At 44.8% G+C, this 24,292-nt stretch carries 22 protein-coding genes and 7 tRNA genes; 21 read left to right on the top strand and 8 right to left on the bottom strand.

Translation table 11 applies throughout. The annotated features are described in order from the left end of the window. The first annotated feature begins 1 nt into the window (after position 1). The 5 genes from SPTER_RS22145 (at position 2) to trhA (ending at position 6,685) form a co-directional block, all read left to right on the top strand. The gene (locus tag SPTER_RS22145) at positions 2-2,005 is read left to right on the top strand and encodes a DHH family phosphoesterase (protein WP_144352368.1); all 2,004 of its coding nucleotides are present in this window, start codon (positions 2-4) and stop codon (positions 2,003-2,005) included. After that, positions 1,965-2,411 carry a 50S ribosomal protein L9 gene (rplI, locus tag SPTER_RS22140; RefSeq protein ID WP_144352367.1) on the top strand — a complete coding sequence of 149 codons (447 nt, stop codon included), beginning with the start codon at positions 1,965-1,967 and terminating at the stop codon, positions 2,409-2,411. Before SPTER_RS22145 ends, rplI begins: the two co-directional genes overlap by 41 nt. Before the next feature lie 73 nt (positions 2,412-2,484). After that, positions 2,485-4,428: a Lon family ATP-dependent protease gene (gene lonC / locus SPTER_RS22135; RefSeq protein WP_144352366.1), complete on the top strand. Its 1,944-nt coding sequence runs from the start codon at positions 2,485-2,487 to the stop codon at positions 4,426-4,428. An 82-nt stretch (positions 4,429-4,510) separates the two neighbouring features. Continuing rightward, positions 4,511-5,845, top strand: a complete 1,335-nt coding sequence (gene dnaB, locus SPTER_RS22130; RefSeq protein WP_144352365.1) for a replicative DNA helicase — start codon at positions 4,511-4,513, stop codon at positions 5,843-5,845. A gap of 210 nt (positions 5,846-6,055) precedes the next feature. Then, entirely contained in the window at positions 6,056-6,685 is a 630-nt protein-coding gene (trhA, locus tag SPTER_RS22125) for a PAQR family membrane homeostasis protein TrhA (protein ID WP_144352364.1), read from the top strand. A 638-nt stretch (positions 6,686-7,323) separates the two neighbouring features. Here the strand turns inward: trhA and SPTER_RS25755 are convergent. Next, positions 7,324-7,446 carry a hypothetical protein gene (locus tag SPTER_RS25755; RefSeq protein WP_281289475.1) on the bottom strand — a complete coding sequence of 41 codons (123 nt, stop codon included), beginning with the start codon at positions 7,444-7,446 and terminating at the stop codon, positions 7,324-7,326. Positions 7,447-7,611: 165 nt separating this feature from the next. Here SPTER_RS25755 and purB point away from each other — a divergent pair, with 165 nt between their 5' ends. The 6 genes from purB to SPTER_RS22095 all read left to right on the top strand — a co-directional run bounded on the left by purB (position 7,612) and on the right by SPTER_RS22095 (position 12,198). Next, on the top strand, positions 7,612-8,904 hold the full coding sequence (gene purB / locus SPTER_RS22120) for an adenylosuccinate lyase (RefSeq protein WP_144352363.1): 1,293 nt from the start codon (positions 7,612-7,614) through the stop codon (positions 8,902-8,904). A gap of 43 nt (positions 8,905-8,947) precedes the next feature. Further along, positions 8,948-10,231: an adenylosuccinate synthase gene (locus SPTER_RS22115; protein ID WP_144352362.1), complete on the top strand. Its 1,284-nt coding sequence runs from the start codon at positions 8,948-8,950 to the stop codon at positions 10,229-10,231. A 95-nt stretch (positions 10,232-10,326) separates the two neighbouring features. Then, a tRNA-Lys gene (locus SPTER_RS22110) sits at positions 10,327-10,402 on the top strand. Positions 10,403-10,407: 5 nt separating this feature from the next. Further along, positions 10,408-10,482, top strand: a tRNA-Glu gene (locus SPTER_RS22105). Positions 10,483-10,556: 74 nt separating this feature from the next. Continuing rightward, positions 10,557-10,632: transfer RNA gene (locus SPTER_RS22100), tRNA-Val, on the top strand. Positions 10,633-10,947: 315 nt separating this feature from the next. Continuing rightward, the gene (locus SPTER_RS22095) at positions 10,948-12,198 is read left to right on the top strand and encodes an L-lactate MFS transporter (protein WP_211367369.1); all 1,251 of its coding nucleotides are present in this window, start codon (positions 10,948-10,950) and stop codon (positions 12,196-12,198) included. Positions 12,199-12,242: 44 nt separating this feature from the next. On the opposite strand, the gene SPTER_RS22090 is transcribed toward SPTER_RS22095, so the two are convergent. From SPTER_RS22090 to SPTER_RS22080, 3 genes are read right to left on the bottom strand one after another with little or no spacing between them, the layout of a single operon-like run. Continuing rightward, complete coding sequence (locus SPTER_RS22090) at positions 12,243-12,929, bottom strand: cache domain-containing protein (protein WP_144352360.1); 687 nt, start codon at positions 12,927-12,929, stop codon at positions 12,243-12,245. 26 nt (positions 12,930-12,955) lie between these two features. After that, positions 12,956-13,684 carry a LytR/AlgR family response regulator transcription factor gene (locus SPTER_RS22085; RefSeq protein ID WP_144352359.1) on the bottom strand — a complete coding sequence of 243 codons (729 nt, stop codon included), beginning with the start codon at positions 13,682-13,684 and terminating at the stop codon, positions 12,956-12,958. Further along, positions 13,681-15,384, bottom strand: a complete 1,704-nt coding sequence (locus SPTER_RS22080) for a histidine kinase (protein WP_170233371.1) — start codon at positions 15,382-15,384, stop codon at positions 13,681-13,683. Before SPTER_RS22080 ends, SPTER_RS22085 begins: the two co-directional genes overlap by 4 nt. A 211-nt stretch (positions 15,385-15,595) precedes the next feature. Here SPTER_RS22080 and SPTER_RS22075 point away from each other — a divergent pair. The 10 genes from SPTER_RS22075 (at position 15,596) to SPTER_RS22030 (ending at position 21,538) form a co-directional block, all read left to right on the top strand. Beyond that, positions 15,596-15,672: transfer RNA gene (locus SPTER_RS22075), tRNA-Asp, on the top strand. Between the two features lie 112 nt (positions 15,673-15,784). Further along, a tRNA-Phe gene (locus tag SPTER_RS22070) sits at positions 15,785-15,860 on the top strand. Between the two features lie 104 nt (positions 15,861-15,964). Continuing rightward, positions 15,965-16,615: a phosphoribosyltransferase gene (locus tag SPTER_RS22065; RefSeq protein ID WP_144352357.1), complete on the top strand. Its 651-nt coding sequence runs from the start codon at positions 15,965-15,967 to the stop codon at positions 16,613-16,615. A gap of 146 nt (positions 16,616-16,761) precedes the next feature. Continuing rightward, positions 16,762-16,837 (top strand) — tRNA-Gly (locus tag SPTER_RS22060). A gap of 830 nt (positions 16,838-17,667) precedes the next feature. Continuing rightward, positions 17,668-17,940 carry an anaerobic ribonucleoside-triphosphate reductase gene (gene nrdD / locus SPTER_RS22055; protein WP_144352356.1) on the top strand — a complete coding sequence of 91 codons (273 nt, stop codon included), beginning with the start codon at positions 17,668-17,670 and terminating at the stop codon, positions 17,938-17,940. A gap of 75 nt (positions 17,941-18,015) precedes the next feature. Further along, positions 18,016-19,275: an HD domain-containing phosphohydrolase gene (locus SPTER_RS22050; RefSeq protein ID WP_144352355.1), complete on the top strand. Its 1,260-nt coding sequence runs from the start codon at positions 18,016-18,018 to the stop codon at positions 19,273-19,275. Between the two features lie 82 nt (positions 19,276-19,357). Then, a tRNA-Thr gene (locus tag SPTER_RS22045) sits at positions 19,358-19,433 on the top strand. A 243-nt stretch (positions 19,434-19,676) separates the two neighbouring features. Continuing rightward, positions 19,677-19,880, top strand: coding sequence for a hypothetical protein (locus SPTER_RS24940; protein ID WP_170233370.1), 204 nt, complete (start codon positions 19,677-19,679; stop codon positions 19,878-19,880). Positions 19,881-20,292: 412 nt separating this feature from the next. Continuing rightward, entirely contained in the window at positions 20,293-20,652 is a 360-nt protein-coding gene (locus SPTER_RS22035; protein WP_144352353.1) for a hypothetical protein, read from the top strand. A 682-nt stretch (positions 20,653-21,334) separates the two neighbouring features. Then, entirely contained in the window at positions 21,335-21,538 is a 204-nt protein-coding gene (locus SPTER_RS22030; protein WP_144352352.1) for a hypothetical protein, read from the top strand. Positions 21,539-22,707: 1,169 nt separating this feature from the next. Here SPTER_RS22030 and SPTER_RS22025 read toward each other — a convergent pair. The 4 genes from SPTER_RS22025 to SPTER_RS22015 all read right to left on the bottom strand — a co-directional run bounded on the left by SPTER_RS22025 (position 22,708) and on the right by SPTER_RS22015 (position 24,011). Next, positions 22,708-22,986 carry a hypothetical protein gene (locus tag SPTER_RS22025; protein WP_144352351.1) on the bottom strand — a complete coding sequence of 93 codons (279 nt, stop codon included), beginning with the start codon at positions 22,984-22,986 and terminating at the stop codon, positions 22,708-22,710. Further along, entirely contained in the window at positions 22,979-23,305 is a 327-nt protein-coding gene (locus SPTER_RS22020; RefSeq protein ID WP_144352350.1) for a hypothetical protein, read from the bottom strand. Before SPTER_RS22020 ends, SPTER_RS22025 begins: the two co-directional genes overlap by 8 nt. Before the next feature lie 160 nt (positions 23,306-23,465). Further along, complete coding sequence (locus tag SPTER_RS25750; protein ID WP_281289474.1) at positions 23,466-23,600, bottom strand: hypothetical protein; 135 nt, start codon at positions 23,598-23,600, stop codon at positions 23,466-23,468. A 60-nt stretch (positions 23,601-23,660) separates the two neighbouring features. Beyond that, a complete protein-coding gene (locus tag SPTER_RS22015) occupies positions 23,661-24,011 on the bottom strand; it encodes an ASCH domain-containing protein (protein WP_144352349.1) in 351 nt (116 codons plus the stop codon). Positions 24,012-24,292: the final 281 nt, after the last annotated feature.

Below are 24,292 nucleotides of genomic sequence, written 5' to 3'. Positions count from 1 at the left end.
AATGCCCCAGGGTCCATCATTCTGGTTTGACACCCGGCTTTATCTGGCTGTTACGGCAACTTTTTTGCTGATTATCGGTTATTATAACCCTTATGCCGCCGTGTTGGGGGCAGTCTTACTATACGCCCTCTATTTATATGGGCGGGAACGCTACTTTGCCCGTCAGAAAGCGGTTAACGACTATCTGGAGACAATTGGGCGCTGCGTTGATTCGGCAGCGGCCCAGGCATTTCAGAATCTGCCTCTGGCTATCGTGATCATTGATCAGCAGGGGATTATTGAATGGCGCAATCATTTGTTGGCCGAATGGGTCGCAGAATCAAGCGAGCCGGGTCAGTCGCTGGCTAGAATCTGGCCGTCGCTGCCAATTGAAAAATTGGCTGATAAAGACGGGCAGATTAGATTTGAGGCCGATAACCATCACTTTGATGTCATCTACCGCGCCGTTGACCAGGCCCGTACCGTGCTTTATATTGCCGATGTTACCGGACACGAGTCCGACAGGGTGGCAAGCTGCCAGATTCAGACGGTACTGGCCTATATCCAAATTGACAATTATGATGATGCATTGACCGGTTTAAGTGAAAGCCAGCGGACAACGATTTTAGGTGAAGTAAACCGGCTGCTGGCTGAATGGATTACCGAACTTGACGGATATCTCAAAAAATACAGTGAAGATACCTATATCGCAGTATTAAACCGCTGTGCCCTTGACCGGTTGATGACCGGGGATAAATTTGATATTTTAGACCGGATTCGTGGGATTCAGGCCGGTAATAAGATTCCGGTGACGTTAAGCCTTGGGGCAGCTACCGGGGAAAACTCGGTAGCCGAGCTTGGGCAGCGAGCTCAGGCTGGTCTGGACCTGGCTCTTAGCCGCGGCGGTGACCAGGCTGCTGTCAATATCAGCGGTAAGGTTCAGTTTTTTGGGGGCAAAGCTAAAGCGGTTGAGAAAAATACCCGGGTTAAAGCCCGTATTGTGGCTCAGGCTATCCGGGAACTCATTGATCAATCGGACAGTATTGTGGTGATGGGGCATACCGGGGAAGACTTTGACAGTCTGGGCGCAGCCCTGGGGGTTGCCAAAATGGTCCGTCACATGAAGAAACAGGTTCATATCGTTGTAAGTCAGCCCGGCGTGGCTGTTGATAAATTGTCAGAACTATTACTGGACTATGAAGAATATCGTGACTTGTTTATATCACCAATGCAGGCGGCCTTACTCGTTAATGCCAAAACTATGGTTTTTGTTGTAGATACACATCGTCCGGAACTGGCTGCAGCTCCCGACGTTTTAGCAAGAGCCGAGCGGACAGTTATTATTGACCACCACCGGCGGGCTGAGACTATTATTGGCAACACCCTGCTGGTATATCTGGAGCCGTCAGCTTCGTCTGCTAGTGAACTGGTTACCGAGCTTCTAGGTTACTTTGATGATAAACTGGAGCTGAACCGGTTAGAAGCGTCGGCACTGTATGCCGGTATCGTCGTTGACACGAAAAACTTTGCTGTTCAGACAGGCGTGCGAACCTTTGAGGCGGCTTCTTATCTCCGTCGGGCCGGTGCGGACCCGGCTTTGGTCCGGCATCTGTTCCGGGTTGATTTTGAAACAATGAAAAACCGGGCCGCTATTATTGAAAATACGGATATGCCGCACGAAGGCGTCGTTATCGCCATTTGTCCGGCCGATGTTAAAAACGCGCAGGTGGCAGCGGCGCAAACCGCCGATATGCTGCTTAATATTGAAGGTGTGCGTGTAAGCTTTGTGTTATTTAAAACTGAGGAAGGTATTGGGATCAGTGCGCGGTCGCATGGCGATATTAATGTGCAGGTAATCCTGGAACAGCTGGGGGGCGGCGGCCATCAGTCAGTCGCTGGCGCCAAAGTCAAAAATGCCACAACGGATGAGGTTAAAGCTAAACTTATTGATATAGTAGATAATTACATAAAGGAGAGTGGAACACATGAAAGTAATTCTACAGCAAGAAGTGAAAAAACTCGGTAAAAAAGGTGAAATCTTGGAAGTAGCCGAGGGTTATGCCCGTAATTATTTATTGCCGCAAAAACTGGCCATTCCGGCCACTGTAAATAACGTTATCACAGCCACGCAGCAAAAGGCATCACAGGAACGCAAAAAAGAGCGGATCCTGGATGAAGCCAAACTGCTGGCTGCGCAAATGGCTAAAATAACTGTTGCCATTCCGGTAAGAATGGGCGAGGGCGGCCGGCTTTTTGGTTCAGTGACGGCCAAGGACATTGCCGATGCCTTGGCCACCCAGCATAAACTTGAGATTGATAAGCGTAAAATTGAGCTTAAAGATGCACTCAAGTCACTGGGGACATTTACTGTACCGATTAAGCTGCATCAGGAAGTTGGTACCCAGATTCAAGTAATAGTAAAGCCGGAGTAAAGACCGGATGAACCTTCCCGACACTCTACCGGTCCCGGCTTTCAAACCGTAAAATAGAAAGGTATTTAATACAATGAAAGATTTTTTTAACAAACTGGTACGCAGTAGCAGCCGGGAACGTGCTGCTAGCGGTCTCGGCAATCAGGAAGATCAACTTAAGCGCCAAGTAGCTGCCTTGTACGGCTTGTACACCGGTGTTATGGGCGCAGAAAAAGTTGTACTCAAAGCGGGCAAACTGGGAGCTCTGGAACTTATGCGCTCCACGGAGTTGCCTGAGCGGGTTCTGGCATTGCAGAAGCTGGTGTTTGAAGATCCGACAATTGATACGTTGCCACCAAGCCAGGATATTCCGGGAATTTTAGGGGAGATAGAGGAAGAATTGGCTGACCTGTGCGCCCGGCGCACTTTAGAAGAACGCATCGAAAAGAAAATTGCTGAAAAGATGGAAGAACGTCATCAGGAATATGTGCAGGAAATCCGCCTGCAGGTTATAAAAGAAGAAAGCGATGCAAACGCCGAAAACCCGCAGACGCTTAAAAAGTTCGCTTTGCTGGAAAAACTGGAGAACCGCAAATTAACCCGATCCGCTATGGCTCTGCTGCGGCCGGCTACTCTCGACGAGATTGTCGGTCAGGAGCGGGCGGTTGAAGCCCTCCGAGCCAAATTGGCCTCACCATATCCTCAGCATCTCATTTTGTATGGACCGCCAGGGGTTGGTAAAACGACGGCTGCCCGCCTCGTGCTGGAAGAAGCCAAGAAACTGAGAAATACCCCGTTTGCCCAGGATGCCCCGTTTGTCGAGGTCGATGGCACAACCCTCCGCTGGGACCCGCGTGATGTTACTAATCCGCTGTTAGGATCGGTACATGATCCTATTTACCAGGGCGCTCGCCGTGATCTGGCAGAAAGTGGTGTACCTGAACCCAAGCCCGGTTTGGCAACAGATGCTACCGGCGGCATATTGTTTATTGATGAAATCGGTGAGATGGACCCCATGCTGCAGAATAAACTGCTAAAGGTCCTTGAAGATAAGCGGGTCTTTTTTGACTCTGCCTATTATGATCCTTCCGATGCCAGTGTGCCCAAATATATTAAAAAACTGTTTGAAGAGGGCGCACCAGCCGACTTTGTCTTAATTGGTGCAACTACCCGTGAGGCTGGTGATATTACCCCGGCGATACGCTCGCGTTGTGCTGAGATATATTTCGAACCACTGACCCCTAAGCATATTGAGGAAATCGTCTATAATGCGGCTCTCAAACTGCAAGTTGCCATTGAGCCGGAAGTGCCGCATCTTATCAGTGATTATACTATTGAAGGCCGCAAGGCTGTGAATATCCTGTCTGATGCTTATAGCATGGCTCTGCTGCGGACTGGCAATGATCAAGAGCCTGTTAGCATCAGCAGTGAGGATGTATACCGGGTGGCGCAAGTCAGCCGTCTGTCCCCTTATGTTAATCGTAAGGCATCGGTTACCCATGAAGTCGGCAGGGTATTCGGCCTTGGCGTAAGCGGATACCTTGGTTCAGTACTTGAGATTGAGGCTGTCGCCTTCCCGGCCGAAAAAGGCAAAGGCAGCATCCGGTTCAACGATACCGCCGGCAGTATGGCCAAAGACTCTGTATTTAATGCTGCCGCTGTTGTCAGAAAGCTAACAGGCCACGAATTGGCCAGTTATGATTTGCATGTTAACATTATCGGTGGTGGCCGCATTGATGGCCCGTCAGCCGGTACCGCTATATTATCGGCCATTATTTCATCAATTACCGGCAAGCCAATCCGTCAGGATGTTGCTATTACCGGTGAAATTTCCATCCAGGGCCGGGTTAAGGCCGTGGGCGGTGTTTTTGAAAAAGCCTATGGAGCCAAACAGGCGGGAATTGTTACGATGATTATTCCCCACGAAAATAAAACAGATATTCCGGAAGGCCACTTGGGGCTGGATATCCGTCCAGTTACTACCGTAGAAGAGGCGTTGGCTATACTTTTTGACGAAACTCAGGCAGCCAGCGCGTAAACAGTAAGAGAGTTTGCCGCGCTTTGCTTTCAGGACGACTTCGCCTGGGCCGGCGCGGCATTTAAGTGAGGGAGAAGAATACATGATTGACCGCGTTCCGCCCCAAAACGTAGAAGCCGAGCAATCGGTGCTTGGCGCCATGATGATTGAACGCGAGGCTATTTCTAAGGTTTCGGAAATCATAAGGCCGGAGGATTTTTATCGGGAAGCCCATCGACTTATCTATAAAGCAATGCTGGAGCTTTTTAATAAAAACGATGCGGTTGATCTAGTAACCGTGGTAGAGGTATTGCGGCGGGACGAAAAGCTGGAGCCTGCCGGTGGCATAGCCTATGTCTCGGCTTTGGCCAACAGTGTTCCAACTGCTGCCAATGTAATGTATCATGCCCGGATTGTTGAGGAGAAAGCGCTGTTACGCAATCTGATCAATACTGCTACCCATGTAGCCGGGATGGGGTATGAGGCCAATGAAGAAGTCGCCGTCATTATGGACAAGGCTGAAAAAATGATTTTGGAGGTATCCAGCCGCAAAGCCGGGCAGGAGTTTGCTTCCATTAAAAACATTATTTTTGATGTTTTTGACAAAGTATCTGAACTGTATTCCTCTAAAGGCGGTATTACCGGCTTGTCTACCGGTTTTAAAGACCTGGATAAACTGACCTCAGGCCTGCAGCCATCAGACTTGATCCTGATTGCCGCCCGCCCCAGTATGGGTAAGACCGCATTTGTTCTCAATATTGCGCAAAACATTGCCATTAAGGAAAAACAATCAGTTGCTTTTTTCAGTCTGGAAATGTCCAAGGAGCAACTGGTGCAGCGCATGCTGTGTGCTGAAGCACCGATCGATGCCCAGCGTCTCCGGATTGGTGAATTAGAAAACAATGATTGGGATAAGCTGGTCCGGGCTGCCGACCGCCTGGCTGCAGCCCCGATTTTTATTGATGATACTGCCGGTATTACTGTAATGGAGATGCGTTCCAAGGCGCGGCGGCTTAAAATTGAACATGATTTAAAGCTCATTATTATTGATTACCTGCAACTGATGCAGGGCAGTGTCGGCAGCTCCCGCAGTGAAAACCGCCAGCAGGAAATATCAGAGATCTCCCGTTCCCTGAAAGCACTGGCCCGTGAACTTAAAGTGCCGGTAATTGCTTTATCGCAGCTGAGCCGGGGTGTAGAATCCCGGCAGGTAAAAAAACCAATGCTGAGTGATCTCCGGGAATCAGGTTCACTTGAGCAAGATGCTGATATTGTTGCTTTCATCTATCGCGAAGATTATTATGAACCTGAGACTGAGCGCAAAAATATCACCGACATAATAGTAGCTAAGCACCGGAACGGTCCTGTTGATAGTATTCAACTCTTTTTCCATAAGCAGTTTACGAAGTTTAGTGATTTATCTAAGCTGCCCGGATAAGCCGGGGCCCGGCAACTAGCTGCAAAGCAGCCCGCCGGGCTGCTTTTTTTTGCCCCGGCAGAATTCGAAAGTATTCAATTATAAAGGGCATAAACCCTGGTAAATGGCGAATGCTATTGGAATGGAAGAATTAACGTATTTCCAATATGCCGGCAGGGCTTTATAATGAAGGTAGGGGCTTTACAAAAAATCCGAGACAGGAGAGCGAAAATGGAAGAGAGATTGAATGCGGTAACACATGGTATCGGTACTGCAATGGCTGTTGGCGGGCTTGTGGTACTTATTGCGGCAGCTCAGTTATACGGTACTGTTTGGCATCTGGTCAGCTTCAGCATATATGGGGTTTCATTAGTTCTGTTGTATCTTGCTTCAACACTTTATCACAGCTTCACTGATGAAAAACTTAAATATATTTTTAAAATTGCCGATCATGCTGCGATTTATTTGTTAATTGCCGGTACATATACGCCGTTTACGCTGGTTGTACTGCACGGTGCGCTGGGCTGGACGGTGTTCGGCGTGATCTGGGGACTGGCTTTAGTCGGCATTTTTTACAAAATATTCTATGCCGGGAGATTTAAAATTTTGTCCACGATATGCTACCTGATTATGGGGTGGCTGATGGTTATCTGCATAAAGCCGCTGATACTCATTTTGCCAACAATGGGAATCGGCTGGCTGCTGGCCGGTGGACTCTTGTATACAGTCGGGGCTGGCGTTTATCTCTGGCGCAGATTGCCCTATAATCATGCAGTTTGGCATATATTTGTTCTTGCTGGGAGTATATGCCATTTTGTGGCTGTCTTCTTTTATATCCTTCCCATTCCCATTAGCTCATGAAAGAAGCCGCGCTGCATGCAGCGCGGCTTTCTTCCGGGGATCCTCAGGCAGGATAAGTAAAAATACTTTTTAGATTATTTATGGTTGGATCTATTAAGAACAAGAAGTATCATCAAAGAACCCAGGGAATAATAAGACAAATAAACTGATGACAAGAATGATAAACCAAAGCTCTCTATTGGTATTCCAAAACATAAAAAATCCTCCTTCTAGGTCAATTAGTAAATCACTTTATATTATTCTATAATTGATGCTCATGTTACAGTGCTCAATGCGGCCTGCATTATCAGCCAAATACTAAAGTCCGGTTTTAAAAATAAGCAAATTTTTCTTAAGCCATTCCCCCAATAAGAGTTAGCAATAACAACATCGCTAACTCTTCCTCTTCAAAAGAGATAAGCCGCATGTTAGCAAGGATGAGGCCGCGTGGCATGCCATATTAACAGCTAAAGCGCAGACCTGTTTCCACAGCATAAAAAGACAAAGCAGAGAATAATAATAATAATCCAAATCCAACCATCCCAATAGAAGTCCTGGCTGATAAATCTCTGCTGATCATCCATAATAACTCCTCCTTATATAGAAGTATAGTTATTACATTGTATGCTTACAGGTAATGAATGTGCTTTTAGAGGGGGTTACCAGAAAAAATACAGGTAGTGACCGGATATTTCCCGGCAATAAACAATCAAGCCTGCTGTTGCGGAGACGGCAGGTTTGCCTGATTTTCCGAACATTAATTTTAATATTAATATAATCATTCGTTTTTTATTGACAGCCATTATCTGCTAGTGCTATGATAAACAAGGGAAAAAAGGGGAAAAACTAGAGAGCGGTTATCTGCAAATCAGAGTGTTTTTTGATTATGTAAAAAATACAGGACTGCCTGCTAACATTTAGAACAGTTCGGAAAGCGAAGTGGTATCATGATTGAACGTTATACGTATCCCGAGATGGGACGTATTTGGACTGACGAAAATGAATTCCAAACAATGCTTGATATTGAAATCGCAGCGTGTGAGGCTATGGCCAAGCTGGGGCAGATTCCGGCTGAAGCTGTACCTGTTATTAAGGAGAAAGCTAAGTTCTCAGTAGAGCGTATACGTGAAATTGAAAAGGAAACCCGTCATGATATTTTAGCATTTCTAACCGCTGTGGCTGAGAATGTGGGTGAACCGGCAAAATATATTCACATGGGCTTAACGTCAAGTGATGTAAAAGACACAGCTTTAGGCGTGATGATGAAACAGGCTGCTGATATTATCATTGACGATCTTGTTACCTTGCGTGATATACTGAAACGTCGGGCAGCAGAGCATAAATATACTGCGATGATTGGCCGTACACATGGAATTCATGCCGAACCGCTTACCCTTGGCCTGAAATTTGCGTTGTGGATGGATGAGACCGAACGCAATATCGAGCGTGTAAAACGTGCCCGGGATGCTGTGGCTATTGGCAAACTATCCGGTGCTGTAGGCACCTATGCCAACATTGATCCCTATATAGAAACTTTTGTATGTCAGCAAATGGGGATTAAAGCCGCCAAGCTGGCTACTCAGGTTATCCAGCGTGACCGTCATGCAGAATTCGTGACTACGCTGGCTATTGTAGCTGGTTCACTGGACAAATTTGCTACTGAAATTAGAAATTTACAACGTACTGATATTCGGGAAGCGGAAGAATATTTCCACCCAGGGCAAAAGGGATCTTCGGCTATGCCGCATAAACGCAATCCCATCACCTGTGAACGGGTGACCGGTTTGGCCAGGGTAGTACGCGGCCATGCTATGTCTGCGCTTGAGGATATGCCGCTATGGCATGAACGTGATATTTCCCACTCTTCGGTCGAACGTGTTATTTTGCCTGATAGTACTATTTTAGTCGATTATATGCTGCGGATTTTTACTGATGTTGTTGATCGCCTGCTGGTTTATCCTGAGGCAATGAAGGCCAACATAGAAAAAACCGGGGGCTTAATTTTTAGTCAGCGTGTATTGCTAAAACTTGTGGATAAAGGGGCTGTGCGGGAGGATGCTTACCGCTGGGTACAGCGTAACGCTATGGCTAGATGGCTGGAGGGTGCGGATTTTAAAACCAATGTAATCGCCGATCCTGATATCAAGCAATACCTTAGCGTTTCAGATATCGAAGAGTGCTTCGAGTATTCCTATTATCTGCGGCATGTGGATACTATTATGGCACGTTTCGGGTTGTAGGAGAATGATTATTTATCCAGTTGTGTAGGAAAGGATTGATTAGATGTCTTCTGTAGTTGTTATTGGCACCCAATGGGGTGACGAAGGTAAAGGCAAGATCGTTGATTTCCTGGCTGAACAAGCCAATGTTGTTGTCCGTTATCAAGGTGGCAATAATGCCGGGCATACAGTGGTTGTTAACGGTGCGGAGTTTAAACTGCATTTGCTGCCGTCAGGAATATTATATTCCCGTAAGACCTGTGTAGTTGGCAACGGGGTAGTTATTGATCCGGCCGTGATGCTTAAAGAACTGAAGAGCATGCAAGATAAAGGGATTGATACTTCCGGGCTTAAAGTTTCCAATCGGGCCCATGTAATTATGCCTTACCACCGGTTGCTCGACGAAGTGGAAGAAGAATCCCGCGGTGACCGAAAAATCGGTACTACGAAACGGGGCATCGGCCCCTGTTATATGGACAAAAACTCCCGGGCCGGCATCCGGATGGTGGACCTGATGGATGAAGAAGAATTTTGTGAAAAGCTTGAGTATAATTTAGAGGCCAAAAATCATTTGCTTAAAGCTGTGTACGGCGTTGAGGGCTTTGACTATGAGCAAGTAAAGCAAGAATATCTGGAATATGCCCGTCAGCTTAAACCTTATGTTACTGATACTGCTGCGGTGCTGCATGCAGCGATTAAAAATAATGAAAAAGTTCTTTTTGAAGGTGCGCAGGCAACACTGCTTGATTTAGATCATGGTACGTATCCTTATGTAACCTCTTCCCACCCTATCGCGGGCGGGGCTTGCATCGGCGCCGGGGTAGGGCCAACGCAAATTAATAAAGTTATTGGCGTTGTCAAAGCGTATACGACGCGTGTTGGGGAGGGGCCATTCCCGACTGAGCTTCAGGATGAGATTGGCCAAACCATCCGTGAGCGGGGGCATGAATATGGGACAACAACTGGCCGCCCACGCCGTTGCGGCTGGCTGGACGCTTGTGTTGTTCGCTATGCCGGTTATGTCAGCGGCATAGATTATATGGCAATTACCCGTCTCGATATTCTTGACGGCTTAAAAACCCTTAAGATTTGTACCAGCTATAAATATAAAGGTGAAATCCTGAATGAATTTCCTGCCAGCCTTAAAGTACTGGCCCAGGTGGAACCTATCTATGAGGAATTGCCAGGTTGGGATGAGCCTACTAGTGATATACGCAAATATGAAGACCTGCCCCTGAATGCCCGCCGCTATATTGAGCGCTTAAGTGAGACTAGCGGTATCGGGATTGGGATTGTTTCTGTAGGCCCCGGACGTGAGCAAACTATAATCCTTGAAAATATGTTCTAATTTTATAAAAAAATAACCTGCTGGCGGTGCCTCAGGTTATTTTTTTTTGATTGACAAGCCTGTTGATATCTTGTATAATTTTGTCTTGTGAAGATGATCCACTAGCTCAGTTGGTAGAGCACCTGACTTTTAATCAGGGTGTCCCGCGTTCGAGTCGCGGGTGGATCACCATTTTTGGCCCGTTGGTCAAGCGGTTAAGACACCGCCCTTTCACGGCGGTATCAAGGGTTCGATTCCCTTACGGGTCACCATTTCGATGATTCGAGGTTCGATAGATCGCAAGTTCGAATCATCGAACCGACGAACGAAGCGAACCTCGAAATGCGGGCGATTAGCTCAGCCGGGAGAGCGCCTGCCTTACAAGCAGGATGTCGGCAGTTCGATCCTGTCATCGCCCACCAAAAAAGAACCTTTGCCTTGCAAAGGTTCTTTTTTATATTAAAAAGTTCAGAATATTAAATAATAAATTAGACGTTTCAGCCTCCATATAGAACACTTGAGTAAGGATATTTCGCGGCTCAGTAAGGCATTGTGGAAGCGGCAGAAGCCTCCGTCTATAATGGGGGTGTAGTTCATGAATTTGCAGGGCAGGCATGTTGCTTTGGCGCCGGGGTAACACTGCCTGATAAGTAGTGGGAATATTTAATAAATATTAAATCTCCTAGCTAATTTCATGGATTATACGTCAGGACATGAATAGGAAGGAGTGTTCTTGCATGGAGGGAAAAAGCTACCCTAACCGTTGGCTGATTGCATTAGCGGGAATAGTAATGCAGATTTGCTTAGGTACTGTATATGGCTGGAGCGTATTTACTAAGCCTTTAATGGCTGCCCACAACTGGAGTAACGCTGATGTTACGTTAACCTTCACCATTGCTATTGGTTTCCTGGCTCTTTCCAGTGCTGCCGGTGGTTATATTCTTGATACAAAAGGTGCACGGATTGTTGCTACTATCGGTGGTGTTCTCTTTGGTCTTGGTACTCTTATCACAGGCTTTGGCGATCAGATTGGTTCGCTTACGGTAATTTATCTTGGCTATGGCCTTATCTGCGGACTAGGTCTGGGCTTTGGCTATATTACCCCGATTGCTACGTTGGTTAAGTGGTTCCCGGACAAAAGAGGACTCATTACCGGTTTGGCTGTAATGGGTTTTGGCCTTGGTTCGCTTATGCTTACCGTGCTTTCACCGGGAATGATTGCCAGTATGGGTACAGCGATGACATTTTATATCTTTGGTGCAATTTTTTTGGTGGCGGTTACAGCCGCTGCTCAGTTTATGGTTGAACCACCGCCAGGCTATGTGCCAGCTGGCTGGATAGCTCCAGGCGGCAAAGCTGCGGCAGCCGGCATGACTTTAGGTGAGGCTGTTAGTTCCAAGTATTTCTATCTTCTGTGGGCGATGCTGTTCCTCAATATTACTGCTGGTATTGCTCTTATTTCCCAGGCTTCACCGATGGCGCAGGATCTTATGCCCGGATCCATGAGCGCTGCGGACAAGGCAATGCAGGCCGGGGCCATTCTCGGTATATTTGCAATAGTTAATGGCTTAGGCCGGCTGTTTTGGGCTTCTACCTCTGACAAAATTGGCCGTCGTACGGTATTTTTTATCCTGTTTGGTACGCAAGCGGTGGCTTTTTATTTCTTATCCAATACGAACGACATGACTATGTTTATTATTATCTGCTCATATATCTATGCCTGTTATGGCGGTGGTTTTGCCACCATGCCTGCTTATGCCGCCGATGTTTTTGGCACAAAATATGTTGGCCGGATCTATGGCTGGATGTTAACTGCCTGGGGGGCCGCCGGGATAATGGGACCAATGCTGTTTGCACGGATCCGCCAGTCATCAGGCAATTATAGTGAGGCGCTTGTTATCACCGCCCTTGTCCTGGCTATGGCAATAATCTTACCGATATTAGCCGCTCCTCCCAAAGCTAAGGTTGAGATTGGTAAACCCTTATAGTAAAAATTGACGCCTTGTTTCATAAGGAAGAGACGGCCCCTTGGCTAAGGCGGCGTCTCTTTTTTGTGCGGCGGTGGCGTTGTCCAGCGAGGGCTGGTACGGTTGACAGATGCGGTAGACCAGGCATCTACTGAGATAAAACAGGTGGCCGCAAGGGCAAATAACAAAGCAATGCGGGTAGATAAGATAGCGACGGCAGTAAAGCTGTGCTTAAGCTGATCGGCAAAGTTTTTTGACACACCGATATAAAACATGCCGATAATCTGCCCGGCATCATTTTTGATAGGTGCGTAGGAGGTTTGGTATTTGATTCCGATTACTTCAGCCTCACCGGTATAGATTCCTCCGGCCAGTACGGTTTGGGTAACATAATCAGCAGCCTGTGTGCCTGTAACCCTGTTGCCATCCCTGATAATATTGGTGGCAACACGGGTGTTATTTAAAAAGATAGTGACAGTGTCATCTGTTAACCGGCCAATTTTATCCACTAATTCATTATCATCATTGATCCGAAACCGGCCCTTGTAAAGTTCTCCATGTTCTATGTGCCATGGACCCGGACGCATATAGTCCGCAATCTCAAGCGCTGTGGCCAGGTCTGATCTGGCTTTCTCGGAGATTGCCACTTCAATTTGAATCTGCATGTCGCGGATAATGACAATACCTACCGCAAGGGAAACGATCAGGGCTACACCGACAAAAAATACTGTAAGCCTTGTTTTTAAACGCAATGACTCTGTAAACCTCCTGCATTTATTTACTTGAGGCCAAGCGCAATCTTGAGCTGTTTCACCCGGGTGCGGCTAACGGGAACTTCTTGTTTATTGAGGTCATTCATGCGCAGCAGATAGGAACCGTGAAACCATGGAGTAATCTCCAATACTTCATCCAGATTTATAATATACTGGCGATGTATGCGCAGAAAATTAGGTTCAGTCAATAGGTTATCAAACTCCTGTAAGGTCAGCATAGCTGAGAACTCAACGCTGCGAGTGCGGACAAAGACATCCTTGTCTTTTACATAAATGAAAACGATGTCTTTTTTATTTACGGGAACAATTTTACCGCCGGATAATACGCAGACCTTTGCAATTTGAGTTCCCCGCTCGCTTGCGGTTTTGGCAGAGAGATTGCGTATCTTTGCCAAAACATTTCCTAATTTTTCCTCAGTAATGGGTTTAGTCACATAGCCAACAGCAGGGGTGGAAAAAGCTTCAATAGCGTGTTCGGTATGGGCGGTAATAAAAACAATATAAGGCACCTCCTTCATACTGTTGAGCTTTTGCGCCATCTCCAGGCCGGTCATACCAGGGATAATAACATCTAAAAATACAATGTCCGGTTTTTTTCCCAGGATGTGAATGAGTGCATCGACACAATTGGTAAATTTGGCGCATACCTCGATATCCCCCCGCTGATTCAGCAAATACTCAATTTCATCACAAATAGGCTGTTCATCGTCGATAATTACAGCTTTTGTTTTCACGATGCACCACTCACTTTCTGGTTAGATATCACCGGATATTTGACCGGAATTTGTAGCCGGATTTCTGTGCCAAAAGGAGGATTGGATGCTATTGTAATACCGTTCTCCGGACCGTAGAGGCTTGTCAGTCTTTTATGAACATTTAGCAGACCGATGCCGTCACAATTACCTGCCTGGATTTGGTCCTGTATTTCGCGGGGAATCCCCACACCGTTGTCAGTGACAGTAATAATTAGTAAATTTGCTTCAATGGAAGCCTCAATTGCGAGTAAACAGTGGCCTACCTTAGGAAACAAACCATGATTTAAGGCATTCTCCACTAAGGGCTGGAGGGAAAGCACTGGTACGAGTGCGTTAATTGCAGCATCTTCGACATGAACAGCAACATCTAACCTGTCGCCAAACCGTGATCTTGCAATTTCGAGATAAGCAGTAACGGCAGTTAGTTCATCCTGCAGCGGCAGAAAGTCTTCCTGATTAGAATAAGCACGATGCATTAAAGTTGCCAAGCTGCCTAATAAACTACGCGCCTTATCGGGATCGGTGCGGCAAAAGGACATAATAATGTTAATCGTATTAAAAAGAAAATGAGGATTGATCTGAGCTCTAAGTACTTTCAATTCAGCTTTTTCTCGCATTTTTCGTTGTTCATCAATCTCCGCCAGTTGAATTTGTACTGATAGTAAATTGGCAATGCCGTTAGCAATGCGGATATCCAGCTCGGAGACAGTTTTATTGTTAACCCTGGCAAGTTCGATTGTGCCAACGACCTTGCTGCCTGTAAATAAAGGTACTACAACCCCGGCCTGCAGAGGGCAGTGCAAAACAGGGCAGCCCCGGTCCAGCGGCGCGTTAATAACTTTCATTACTTTATTGGTAATGGCTTCCTTAACTGCTGCGGAGATAATCGGTTCTCCCGGTTTATGATGCTCGGCACCTTGGCCGATAAATGCCAGGCGCTTATACCTGCCGGTAATAGAAACAGCATCTACTTCGGTGAGCTCATAAATAATCCGGGCAGTAACGGTTGCGGAATAGGTATTAAAACCCAGCCGGAGATAAGGAAGGGTACGGCTGGCGATGTTTAGTGACAATTGAGCCGCCCTGGCTCCATAAATATCCTGTTCAGCTTCGATCCAATTAACAATAAACAGAAAAATCCATATACCGGCAATACTGACGATCATTGTAGGGATCGCAGATTTCATAATAAAAGCAGCAAGTAATTCTTCGGCTAAAAATAGTGTATATATAGTCAGTTGGCATAATTCTGCGACCAGAGCTATACTTGCACCTGTGAGAGGAGTCAATTGATGAAATCCGAATTGGAGCCGCACAAATCCGGAGAATGTTCCAACTAAAACAATATAGACAGCGGAGGAGGTTGCCAGCATTTCAGTAAGGAGCATATACACACTACAGATAATCCCAACACTAAAGCCTGTAAAGGGGCCGCCGGCGATACCGGATAACAGTAAGGCAATTAAGCGGGTAGTAATGAGTGGCTTACCCCAGGGAAGGGCGCTGTAGCTGCCTGTTATCGCCAGGAAGGAGAATAAAATGATAAGCGGCAACTGACTCGGCATATGGAAGGGGTACCTGGTGCAACGCATAATGAAGCGGCTGCGTCCTGTAAGATATGCCGTCATTGCAATAAAAGACAATGCGCTTATTGATTCTAACAGACTAAAAACTGTCATAGGTTCCTCCTGCATAATCTACAAAAGAATATTCGTCACAGGTAATGCTTCCCCCTTTTCAGATAGCGGACTCTGTGAAATATTTTTCGAATTTACTGAATATGCCGGGATGGAAGCTTTGTCAAATCAAAAATTTTATTTCGCAATTACTTATGTATAGCTGCTTGACTAATATACTGGGGTAATATATAATAATTCTGTTGGTAAAAGCGGCCCTGTGGTGTAGCGGTCTAACATGCCGCCCTGTCACGGCGGAGATCGACGGTTCAAATCCGTTCAGGGTCGCCATAAGCAGTGAACACAAGAAGGCGAGCCGAGAGGCGAAGGCTGATTGGTGTGAATCGCTTAGTTCTGAGCGGTAGCGAAGAACATCCTATATTCACTCATGCTAATTTAATACGCCTCGGTAGCTCAGTCGGTAGAGCAGAGGACTGAAAATCCTCGTGTCGGCAGTTCGATTCTGCCCTGAGGCACCATAAGTACTATGGCTAAATTAGTTTTAGCCATAGTACTTTTTTTGCATTAAAATTATCGCTGCCACAAATTATATATATATATCTGAATTTTAGGAGGGTAAGCTATGTTTGATGATCGTAATCATGCCGGCCAAGTTTTGGCAGAGAGATTAGCAGGCCACAATCTAAAAAAACCATATATTTTGGCAGTTCCCCGCGGCGGGATTGCTGTGGCATCACCAATTGCGGCTAAGCTGCAGGCTAAAATGGGAATACTTATTGCAAAAAAAATAGGTCATCCCCTAAATCCTGAAGTGGCTATTGGCGCGATAATGCCGGATGGCAGTCTTGTTCATGACAATCAATATGTTAGCGGAATAGGTGTAAAGCAGGACAGTTTTGACCAGTTGGTAGCTGCGGCGCGCAAAGTATTTGAGCAAAGGGTCAAGGTATATGAGGATAGGATTGTTAAAAACCATGAGATAAAAGGCCAAGATATTATTGTTGTTGATGATGGAGTTGCTACTGGCTACACTATGCAGGCAGCAGTTAAATGGCTCCAGAAATGGAATCCTGTCAGCATAACGGTTGCGGTGCCGGTTGCACCTAATGATGTGACAAATAGATTACGTCAGGAAAAAATCACTGTTATCTGCGTGGATGAAAGAGATGTATTTAAGTCTGTTGGCAGCTACTACAAAGATTTTAGAGAAATGACCGACCAAGAGGCAGTAGAATATCATCGTTTGGCCCCAAATGGTATTGTTAGGTTGTAAATATGCATGGGACCCCGGGGATTACAGAGCCCGGGGTCCATTTAATACCTCTTGCTCTGTCCTTGTTCTTATGCTATAATTATTTAAGTTAGGATACTGACTATCTTCGGCATGACTCTTAAATCTACTACAGTTATTTATAGTATGCGGGTGTAGCTCAGCTGGTAGAGCATTAGCTTCCCAAGCTAAGGGTCGCGAGTTCGAATCTCGTCGTCCGCTCCAAAGGACCTTTGAATCGGAATTCAGGGGATTAAGACTAGGTAAATCATTAGATTTATTTAGTCTTTTTCTTTTGCAGAGCATAGGCCTATTTCCTACGCGAAACCCAATGACCATCAATTATATAAATCACCGGTATTTTACATAGCTGTTTTAGCTAGCTAGACTGTAGGGCATACTCCGGGCAACCGTGAAGGCAAGCACTACAGGCAGTACATAGATCTCGATTCTGCCCATTATTATCCAACTTTATCGCACATGACATTCAGAAGTATGATATAATATACAACGGAAGTGGAACAAAGGAAATCTGATTCTCAACCGGGAATCTGATTTTTTATTTCGGCCTCAACACAGGAGTTATTGATGCAATAAATAAAATTTTGTTTATGGAACCTTAAAACAGGCTTTTTGTAATCATCCCAAGATACAACCCTTGCGACAATAGTATTCAAAAGGCTGTGCTGCCAGGCATTTTATATGACTTGCCATTCGATATCCAGGGGCAATAGACGGTAATGGGAAAATTTATGGACGAAGTTTTTGCATTAAATGAGGTAGAACATGCTTTGCAGATACTTGATGCGCTTGCAGACTATCATGGCCCAGGGTGCGCAGATACTTATATGAACGGGTTATCCGCAAGGTCGTTTGACTGAGGGGGCGTCTGCGTGTGTTTATGTGTATCTATGGAACAATTTGCCGATCTTAGCGCAGCTCGGCAGGGTTAATCCCCGGGGTGAATGGACGCAATTTAAGGGACCTAAGTTCTATTGACTATTTATTGGCAGCGTTTATTATTAAAGGTAACCCTTACATTAGGAGGAATGGATATGATTATTGACGGAATTAAAGTTATAACTGAAGCAGGGATTACTGAGGCAGAAATCCGGTCTATTGTTCAGGAAGAAATCCGGCTGTGGCATCGGCAAGGCAAAGAGCTTGCAGGGGTACAGTTAATGGTTGAGGGTGAAGAAATCGTTGTCAAGGCGGTTGAGCGTTCACCCATCAAGCGGGTACGCCGTATTACCGGTTACCTTAGTACTGAAGACCGGTTTAACTCTGCTAAGCAGGCGGAACTGTTTGATCGGCAGGCTCATATTTAAATTCGCAACTGTTAATATGGTTGCGTGATCGCCGGTGTTCCGCAGGTAGTTTGTTTCATATAGGGAGCGGAGAGTATGTTATTTAATATCCACCCTAGTAATTTAGTAAGTGCCTTATCTATCGCGTTAGAATTATCAACAGATGGTTTATCACGCCACCATTGGCGGACGGCACTTATTGCCAATCGCATTGCCGAACAGATTAATTTAGATGATTCGCAGCGTCAATTACTGGTATATGCCGCGTTACTCCATGATATTGGAGCTGCCTCCAACTGGTCGGAAAAAAAGAAATTGCATATGTTTAAAGTTGGCGATGATATTTATCAGCATGCTGAGGCCGGGTATCAGTTGCTCAAGGAGTCACCTCAGTTTAGTATGCTGGCTGAAGGCATCCGCCACCATCATGATATGTGGGATGGCTCTAGTCCGTACGGCCTTGCCGGTCACAATATTCCGATCATCAGCAGGATAATTAACTTGGCAGACCGCCTGGAAATACTGATTCGGGATAAAGTTTACATATTTGAACAGCGACCTGATATTTTATCGGCAATTAGAGAGTTGAGCGGCAGTTATTTTGATCCGAATCTAGTGAAGGCACTGCACGAATTTGCCCGCCAGGAGAGTTTTTGGCTGGATTTAACTAACCCACATTATTATCAGAATTTCTTTCGCCAGATTGATGCCTATGGCCGTATGATATTTAATATTGACGATATTGTTAACATTGGAGAGATTTTTGCAACTATCATTGACCGGACTAGCCGATTTACAGGTATGCATTCCCGGAGTGTAGCCCTGGTATCGGCATTCCTGGCAAAAGCTAAAGGCTATAGTTTAGAGGAAGTAAAATTGATGAAGATCGCAGGTTTGTTTCACGATTTAGGTAAATTGTCGATCCCCAATGAATATCTGGAAAAACCCGGGAAGCTTACGGAACGGGAGTTCTCCATAATTAAGCAGCATCCCTATTATACCTATCGAATTCTTGAACAAATTGACGGGTTTTCTACAGTAGCCGAATGGGCTGCTTTCCATCACGAGACTTTGGATGGCTCGGGTTATCCTTTTCGTGTGCCGGGCGATTTATTGCGGTTAGGTGCCAGGATGGTCAGTGTGGCCGATGTTTTTGTTGCCTTAAGTGAGAATCGACCTTATCGTGGCCCGCTTAGTGCACGGGATATTGAAAAGATTATGCGCGGTATGGTCGATAATCGCAAGATTGATGGTGGTATTGTGGCCGATTTGTTTAGTGATGGCAGCGGCTTGGGGAGTCTGATCAACCAAATTGGGGAAATGAGCTGGTCGCCAGAGCAAACCTGCAAAGAATAACATTTACTGTTCACAGCAATGTATTACTTATGACCGATCTTGACATTATTACAGGAGTAAGCTAAAATGATAATGTTAATTTGCCGGTATAGCTCAGCTGGTAGAGCGGCTCATTCGTAATGAGTAGGTCGCAGGTTCGAATCCTGTTATCGGCTCCAATAACTCAAGCCTTCCGAGGATTCGGGAGGCTGTTTTTATGTTAAGTCGTAGCCGGATTGTATCCCAATCAAGGTATTAAGCCTAAAAACAGGTATAAACGTAATAATACAAGCATGAGCATCAGAAACCACAATTATTTCTTGGTAAATCGTTTAGCCTGGGGGTGGGCGCTTTTTCTATTGGCTTTTTTTGTATATAGTGCTATAATAATATCCAAATTATGGAAAAAAGGATGTGATATTATGGTCACTGATATGAAAGAGTCATTATTAAGTAAGTTAACGGCCCGCATACAAGAACAGTTAGTCGTAAACGGGATTACTGATTTCAGGATTGCTGACGGAAACTTTCATTTTGCGAACGTTGACGATAAGTCCAGAGCAAATGCAATTATCCGTGATTATTTAACTTATTTACTTGATAAGGATGCAGAGTGTTTAATGTAGGGGACCGCCTGCCGAAGTCGCCTGAGGCCGTTTTATCATTATTTAAAACACTAGTACCTTGTCAGCCTAATCCAGTAAATACTGCCGGTCTATTTCCCGCCACCCTTCGTTGTCGTCACCTTACATATGTCCGATATGCGCGGCCCGCGCAAGTAATAAGAGACATATCACCTACCGGCCTTATTAAAGCAGATCTTACTGAATCAGTTAGCGTCCTCCGCCTTGCATTGCGAAAAAATCTACGCAAGCTATTCCCCTGGTTTTAAGAAGGATGAAGTACTAGCAAATTGCTGAATTTTCACTTATAATGTTTTCATAATAGATGACGAAGGTTTATTTAAAAAAATTCTCGGGGCTCAATTTGATTTCATTTCGATTATGCCGCGAGTAAACGAAAGGAATGGTTCTACTTATGAAAGATGAGTCCAACCGTTTTAATCGAGAAAATCAGCCAGTGCTTATCTTAAAAAGCAAACCCGTAGGGGTTAAAGAAAAAGAGCGCGAAGGGGTATTTGTAAACGGCTTTATTTGTCAGAACTGCGGGCTTCACTTCAATTTATTCTCTTGGAAAGCCAACCGCCACCGAAGCGATAATACCTATTGCCCGGAATGCGGCAACAAGGGCTCTTTTATTCACTATCGCAAGGTGTTGAGCACCAAGAGAGTCAGAGATGATAATTCCAATGACGAGATATTTAGGAACGTGCCCTTAGAGGGTAGTCAGTTAATGCCTGACTCAATTGTAATTCCTAAACAAAATGATTCTTATTAAGGCGAAACCTCGCTCTGTTCACACACTGGAGACTAATGCTGCTTGCGCAGGGAAAATCCCAGAAGCAGCCAGACAACGTGGGCGGTTGCTAGGTGCGGTTTATTCTTACAAGTTCAGTAATCACCATGAGGGGAGTACTTTAGCAAAATACCATAAATGGATGTGATGCTTGTGAAGGGCTAATAGGTTGGGGCTTATCAGGAAGCCTGGTTTTAGCAGGAACCGTAGTCGTATTAACTTCTGAACGCGGGAAAAAGTCCGCGAATAGTCCTGGAGATTAGTGTTATTGGTCTGGCATATGGTTCTTTATGAAGTATCAGAATTCTAAATAGTAAGCTGCCTGCCCAGTGGGTAGGCGGCTTTTGTTATACTATTTATTATAATATCAAAGCTTATAAGTTTTGAGAGGCTGAAAGTCCGTATAGATCATGGCCGCCGGCAGTGGGGGCAGTATTGGGAACGGCGGTAATCCCCAAGGGCCGCGTTGGCGGTTTTTTTAACCCCATCAGAATTTATAAAAATTCGCTGCTATTATCTAAGAGATAAGAAAAATCTTTACCCTAAAGGGCATGCGGCGACTCTACTCTGATCGCTGTCTGCAGACAGGCGGCGGTAAGCCAGATGGTACCAGCAAAATAGTAAGTGCATATAATAAAGTAACATAATATCGAGGAGGTATAAGATGGGTAAGATCATTGAATTAATCCGTGCTGACGAATCCGGGGTATATGCATTGCCGGAAGGGTTGTCCTTTGATTCGGTGGATGTTATTTTGCTTAACGGTAATCCTGTTGCTGAAGGCCGGTATGCTATTGTGGCCAATAATACGGCTGTAGATATTTTCGACGCCCAAGACGATTCTGTCGTAACCGTGATACTGGCATAAAGAATAAGCGCCGTCCAGCGATGGGCGGCGCTTTAAGTGGGCAGGAGATAATAGATATTTGGTTTTAACCAGAATAAAGGAGCTAATTCTTTAACAACAGCAAATTAACAAAATCAGCTATTGACGGAGTCGGTTCAAGCCGAGACCGGACTTGCAGGCATGCGGGTCTGTTGATGTTGGCTGGAAAGGGTATTTTTAAAATAATATAAATAGCCAACGGCTTTCAATTATATAAGCCATAGTGATCTAAGAGCGACTTAAGCTTTTCTATGGGGACCGATTCACCGCTTTCCTCATCATATATGCCTATTAGTGTCTTCAGAGAATGTACAAACAAACGTGCATTTTCCTCATCATTGTCCATATAATCAAATTCCCCCTTTCAGGCAAGTTACTTGCACATTAACTTCTAAATTAGTATTTATATTATATATATTCAAAAATAGTGGTTCAGTGTGTAGCAAGCAAAATGTGCCAGGACAAAAAACTACCTATAATCAGTAGACATGGAGCTTGGCTCAGAAGGTGATAATGTTAGGGGCGATACAAACGTAATTTAATGGCCCGCGTAGAACTAGTGGAGGGTCAGCCCAAGAGGCCGATTTTTTTGTTCTGCGGCGCAATAAAATACCGGCTGCTTTATATTGAAGTTTGGCTATATAACTAACATAGAGAACGCCACTTATTACAGACGTCCGAGTACCAACGAAAAATTGACCGAGGCAATCGCGAAGGGTGTTTATGCCTGTTCCTAAACTGTGAGCGGGTAAAATACGTTTTGAAAGTTTACGCAAATTCAAAGAGCATATTATTTTGATCACCTGCCGGTGGCTTTGGCTGCTGTTTTTTATCTTTCCATAATTCTCTAATCAAATTATAAAAATAGGCAATTATAATTCATTATAGACAGCGTAAAATTATAGAAAAGCCCCGCTTTTCTATTTATATAAAATATCCCTATTATAAACACTTTGATGCCCAGGGCTGAATGCTTCTGGGTAATTTTTTATTAAGGGCCGGTCTTTTGCTATTTATTTAAGCAGTGATGAGAGGATGCAGTCTTCAGGGGCGGCAATCAGGAAATCCCGCCTAAAACTGTTGTTTTAAACGGGATTTCCCTGCTGCGTTCGCATATGCTTTGCATGCATTAATGAACAGGATAAATACAGTTAGCAGTAATCGCAATCAGGGCAGTTTTCACGGTCGGAAATACCAAAAGAAGTTAGTAGTGAAAGATTAACGGTAACAAAGTTTAACTGAAAACATTCTTCGGAGCCAGGAAGGACAACGGCAACATCTGTTAGAGTTGCCAAACAGTCGTCGATATCCATCAGGCGGCCGCAGGTAAACTGAAAGCCACCCCATGTTCTAATATTTACCCCGGCCTGCCCCTGGTAGAAACATAACTGGCTTATGAATGAGCCTTTGCTGCGATCTTCTTCAGTCATTTATTTTGCCTCCTCCCGCAATGTCGATGTCGCTAAAGGGAAATGTATTTGTATTTACAGATTTAGCGACAATAGTACACAGGTCAATCAAGGTAAAATCTTCCAAATAGGCTAAACCATTAGGGGGAATTACAACAACATTCTGTTGTCCTCCAGCAGGGGCTAACCTTGCAAAACGTCCATCCTCGACACGCTGAAGAAGGCCATAGTAAGTGGTACCATCAGATAAGAATATAACCATATTGAGCCCGATTTCATTGCATAATTCATGGACCATACTGCGGGTGCCGCTTATAGACGTAAAGCCAAATCCATCCATAATAGTCCTCCTTAAATATTTTTGGGGTTATGATACATTCTATGATTAAGACACAAGATGTGTGTACATAAGAACGTACTATAAAATTATCAGCTTCCCAGAAAAGCAAAAACCTGTCTAGAACGAGCGTTCAGACAGGTTTTAGGATGCCCTTATATTGCTAAATATCACTGGTGTCCTTTGGTTGCTGTTTAATTTTTAGAAGTTTAACTGCTTGTTTATCAATAAAAAACTGGGAACTTTTTACTGCTGTCTTCTTATTCTTATAGCTGCTCTTAGGAGAAATTTTACCCATGCCTTTACCTCCGTATGTACAGTATCTCCCTGCACCTGTTGGTTTAATCTATAGCGACCCTCATTCTCTCACTACTTCGGTAAAGTGAATCACAGTAACAGTATCGTCGACATGGATCTGTTTTTCGTATATTGCTTCGAAGGTGCGAATTAGTTCGTCAACGGTTGAGATATCAGGGTTTTGATGGATCAGTTCTTTAGTCGTTAAATCGCAGAATTTTTTGGTAAGGGCCTTGTCGATCATTGCTTCATATAATTTCTTTTTGGGTCCGTACTTGCTGCCAAATGTAATCCAGACGATAGAGTTTTCGGAATAAATATCCCTAATATCCCCTAAACGGATAGTAGCGCTTTTTTGCCGGGCAATTAATAATTTTTCATTATGAGGCGATATAAAATTAAGTGAAAACATTAGAAACCCTCCTCATTTCCGGTTTATAAACGATACCGATACTTAACCTTTTTCTTTATCAGTAGTCAGAATCCTGCAAATTTGAGGAATAACAATGGGATTTCTATAAAGTAATGCCAAAGTTTAATTCAGAAGTAACCTTTGCCTATTATTTGCTTGCCTGAGTTGGTTATTGCCAGTTAACACCGAAAAACGGGGATAATTCCAGCTCAATCTACTAATATGACGATTGGTTAAATTTACATAATGTAATCAAGGGGGTATAATTAGTTTGCACACTT

The sequence above is a fragment of the Sporomusa termitida genome (genome assembly GCF_007641255.1).
In the GTDB taxonomy this organism is placed as follows: Bacteria; Bacillota; Negativicutes; order Sporomusales; family Sporomusaceae; genus Sporomusa; species Sporomusa termitida.
This window is presented reverse-complemented; position numbering and strand designations above follow the sequence as displayed.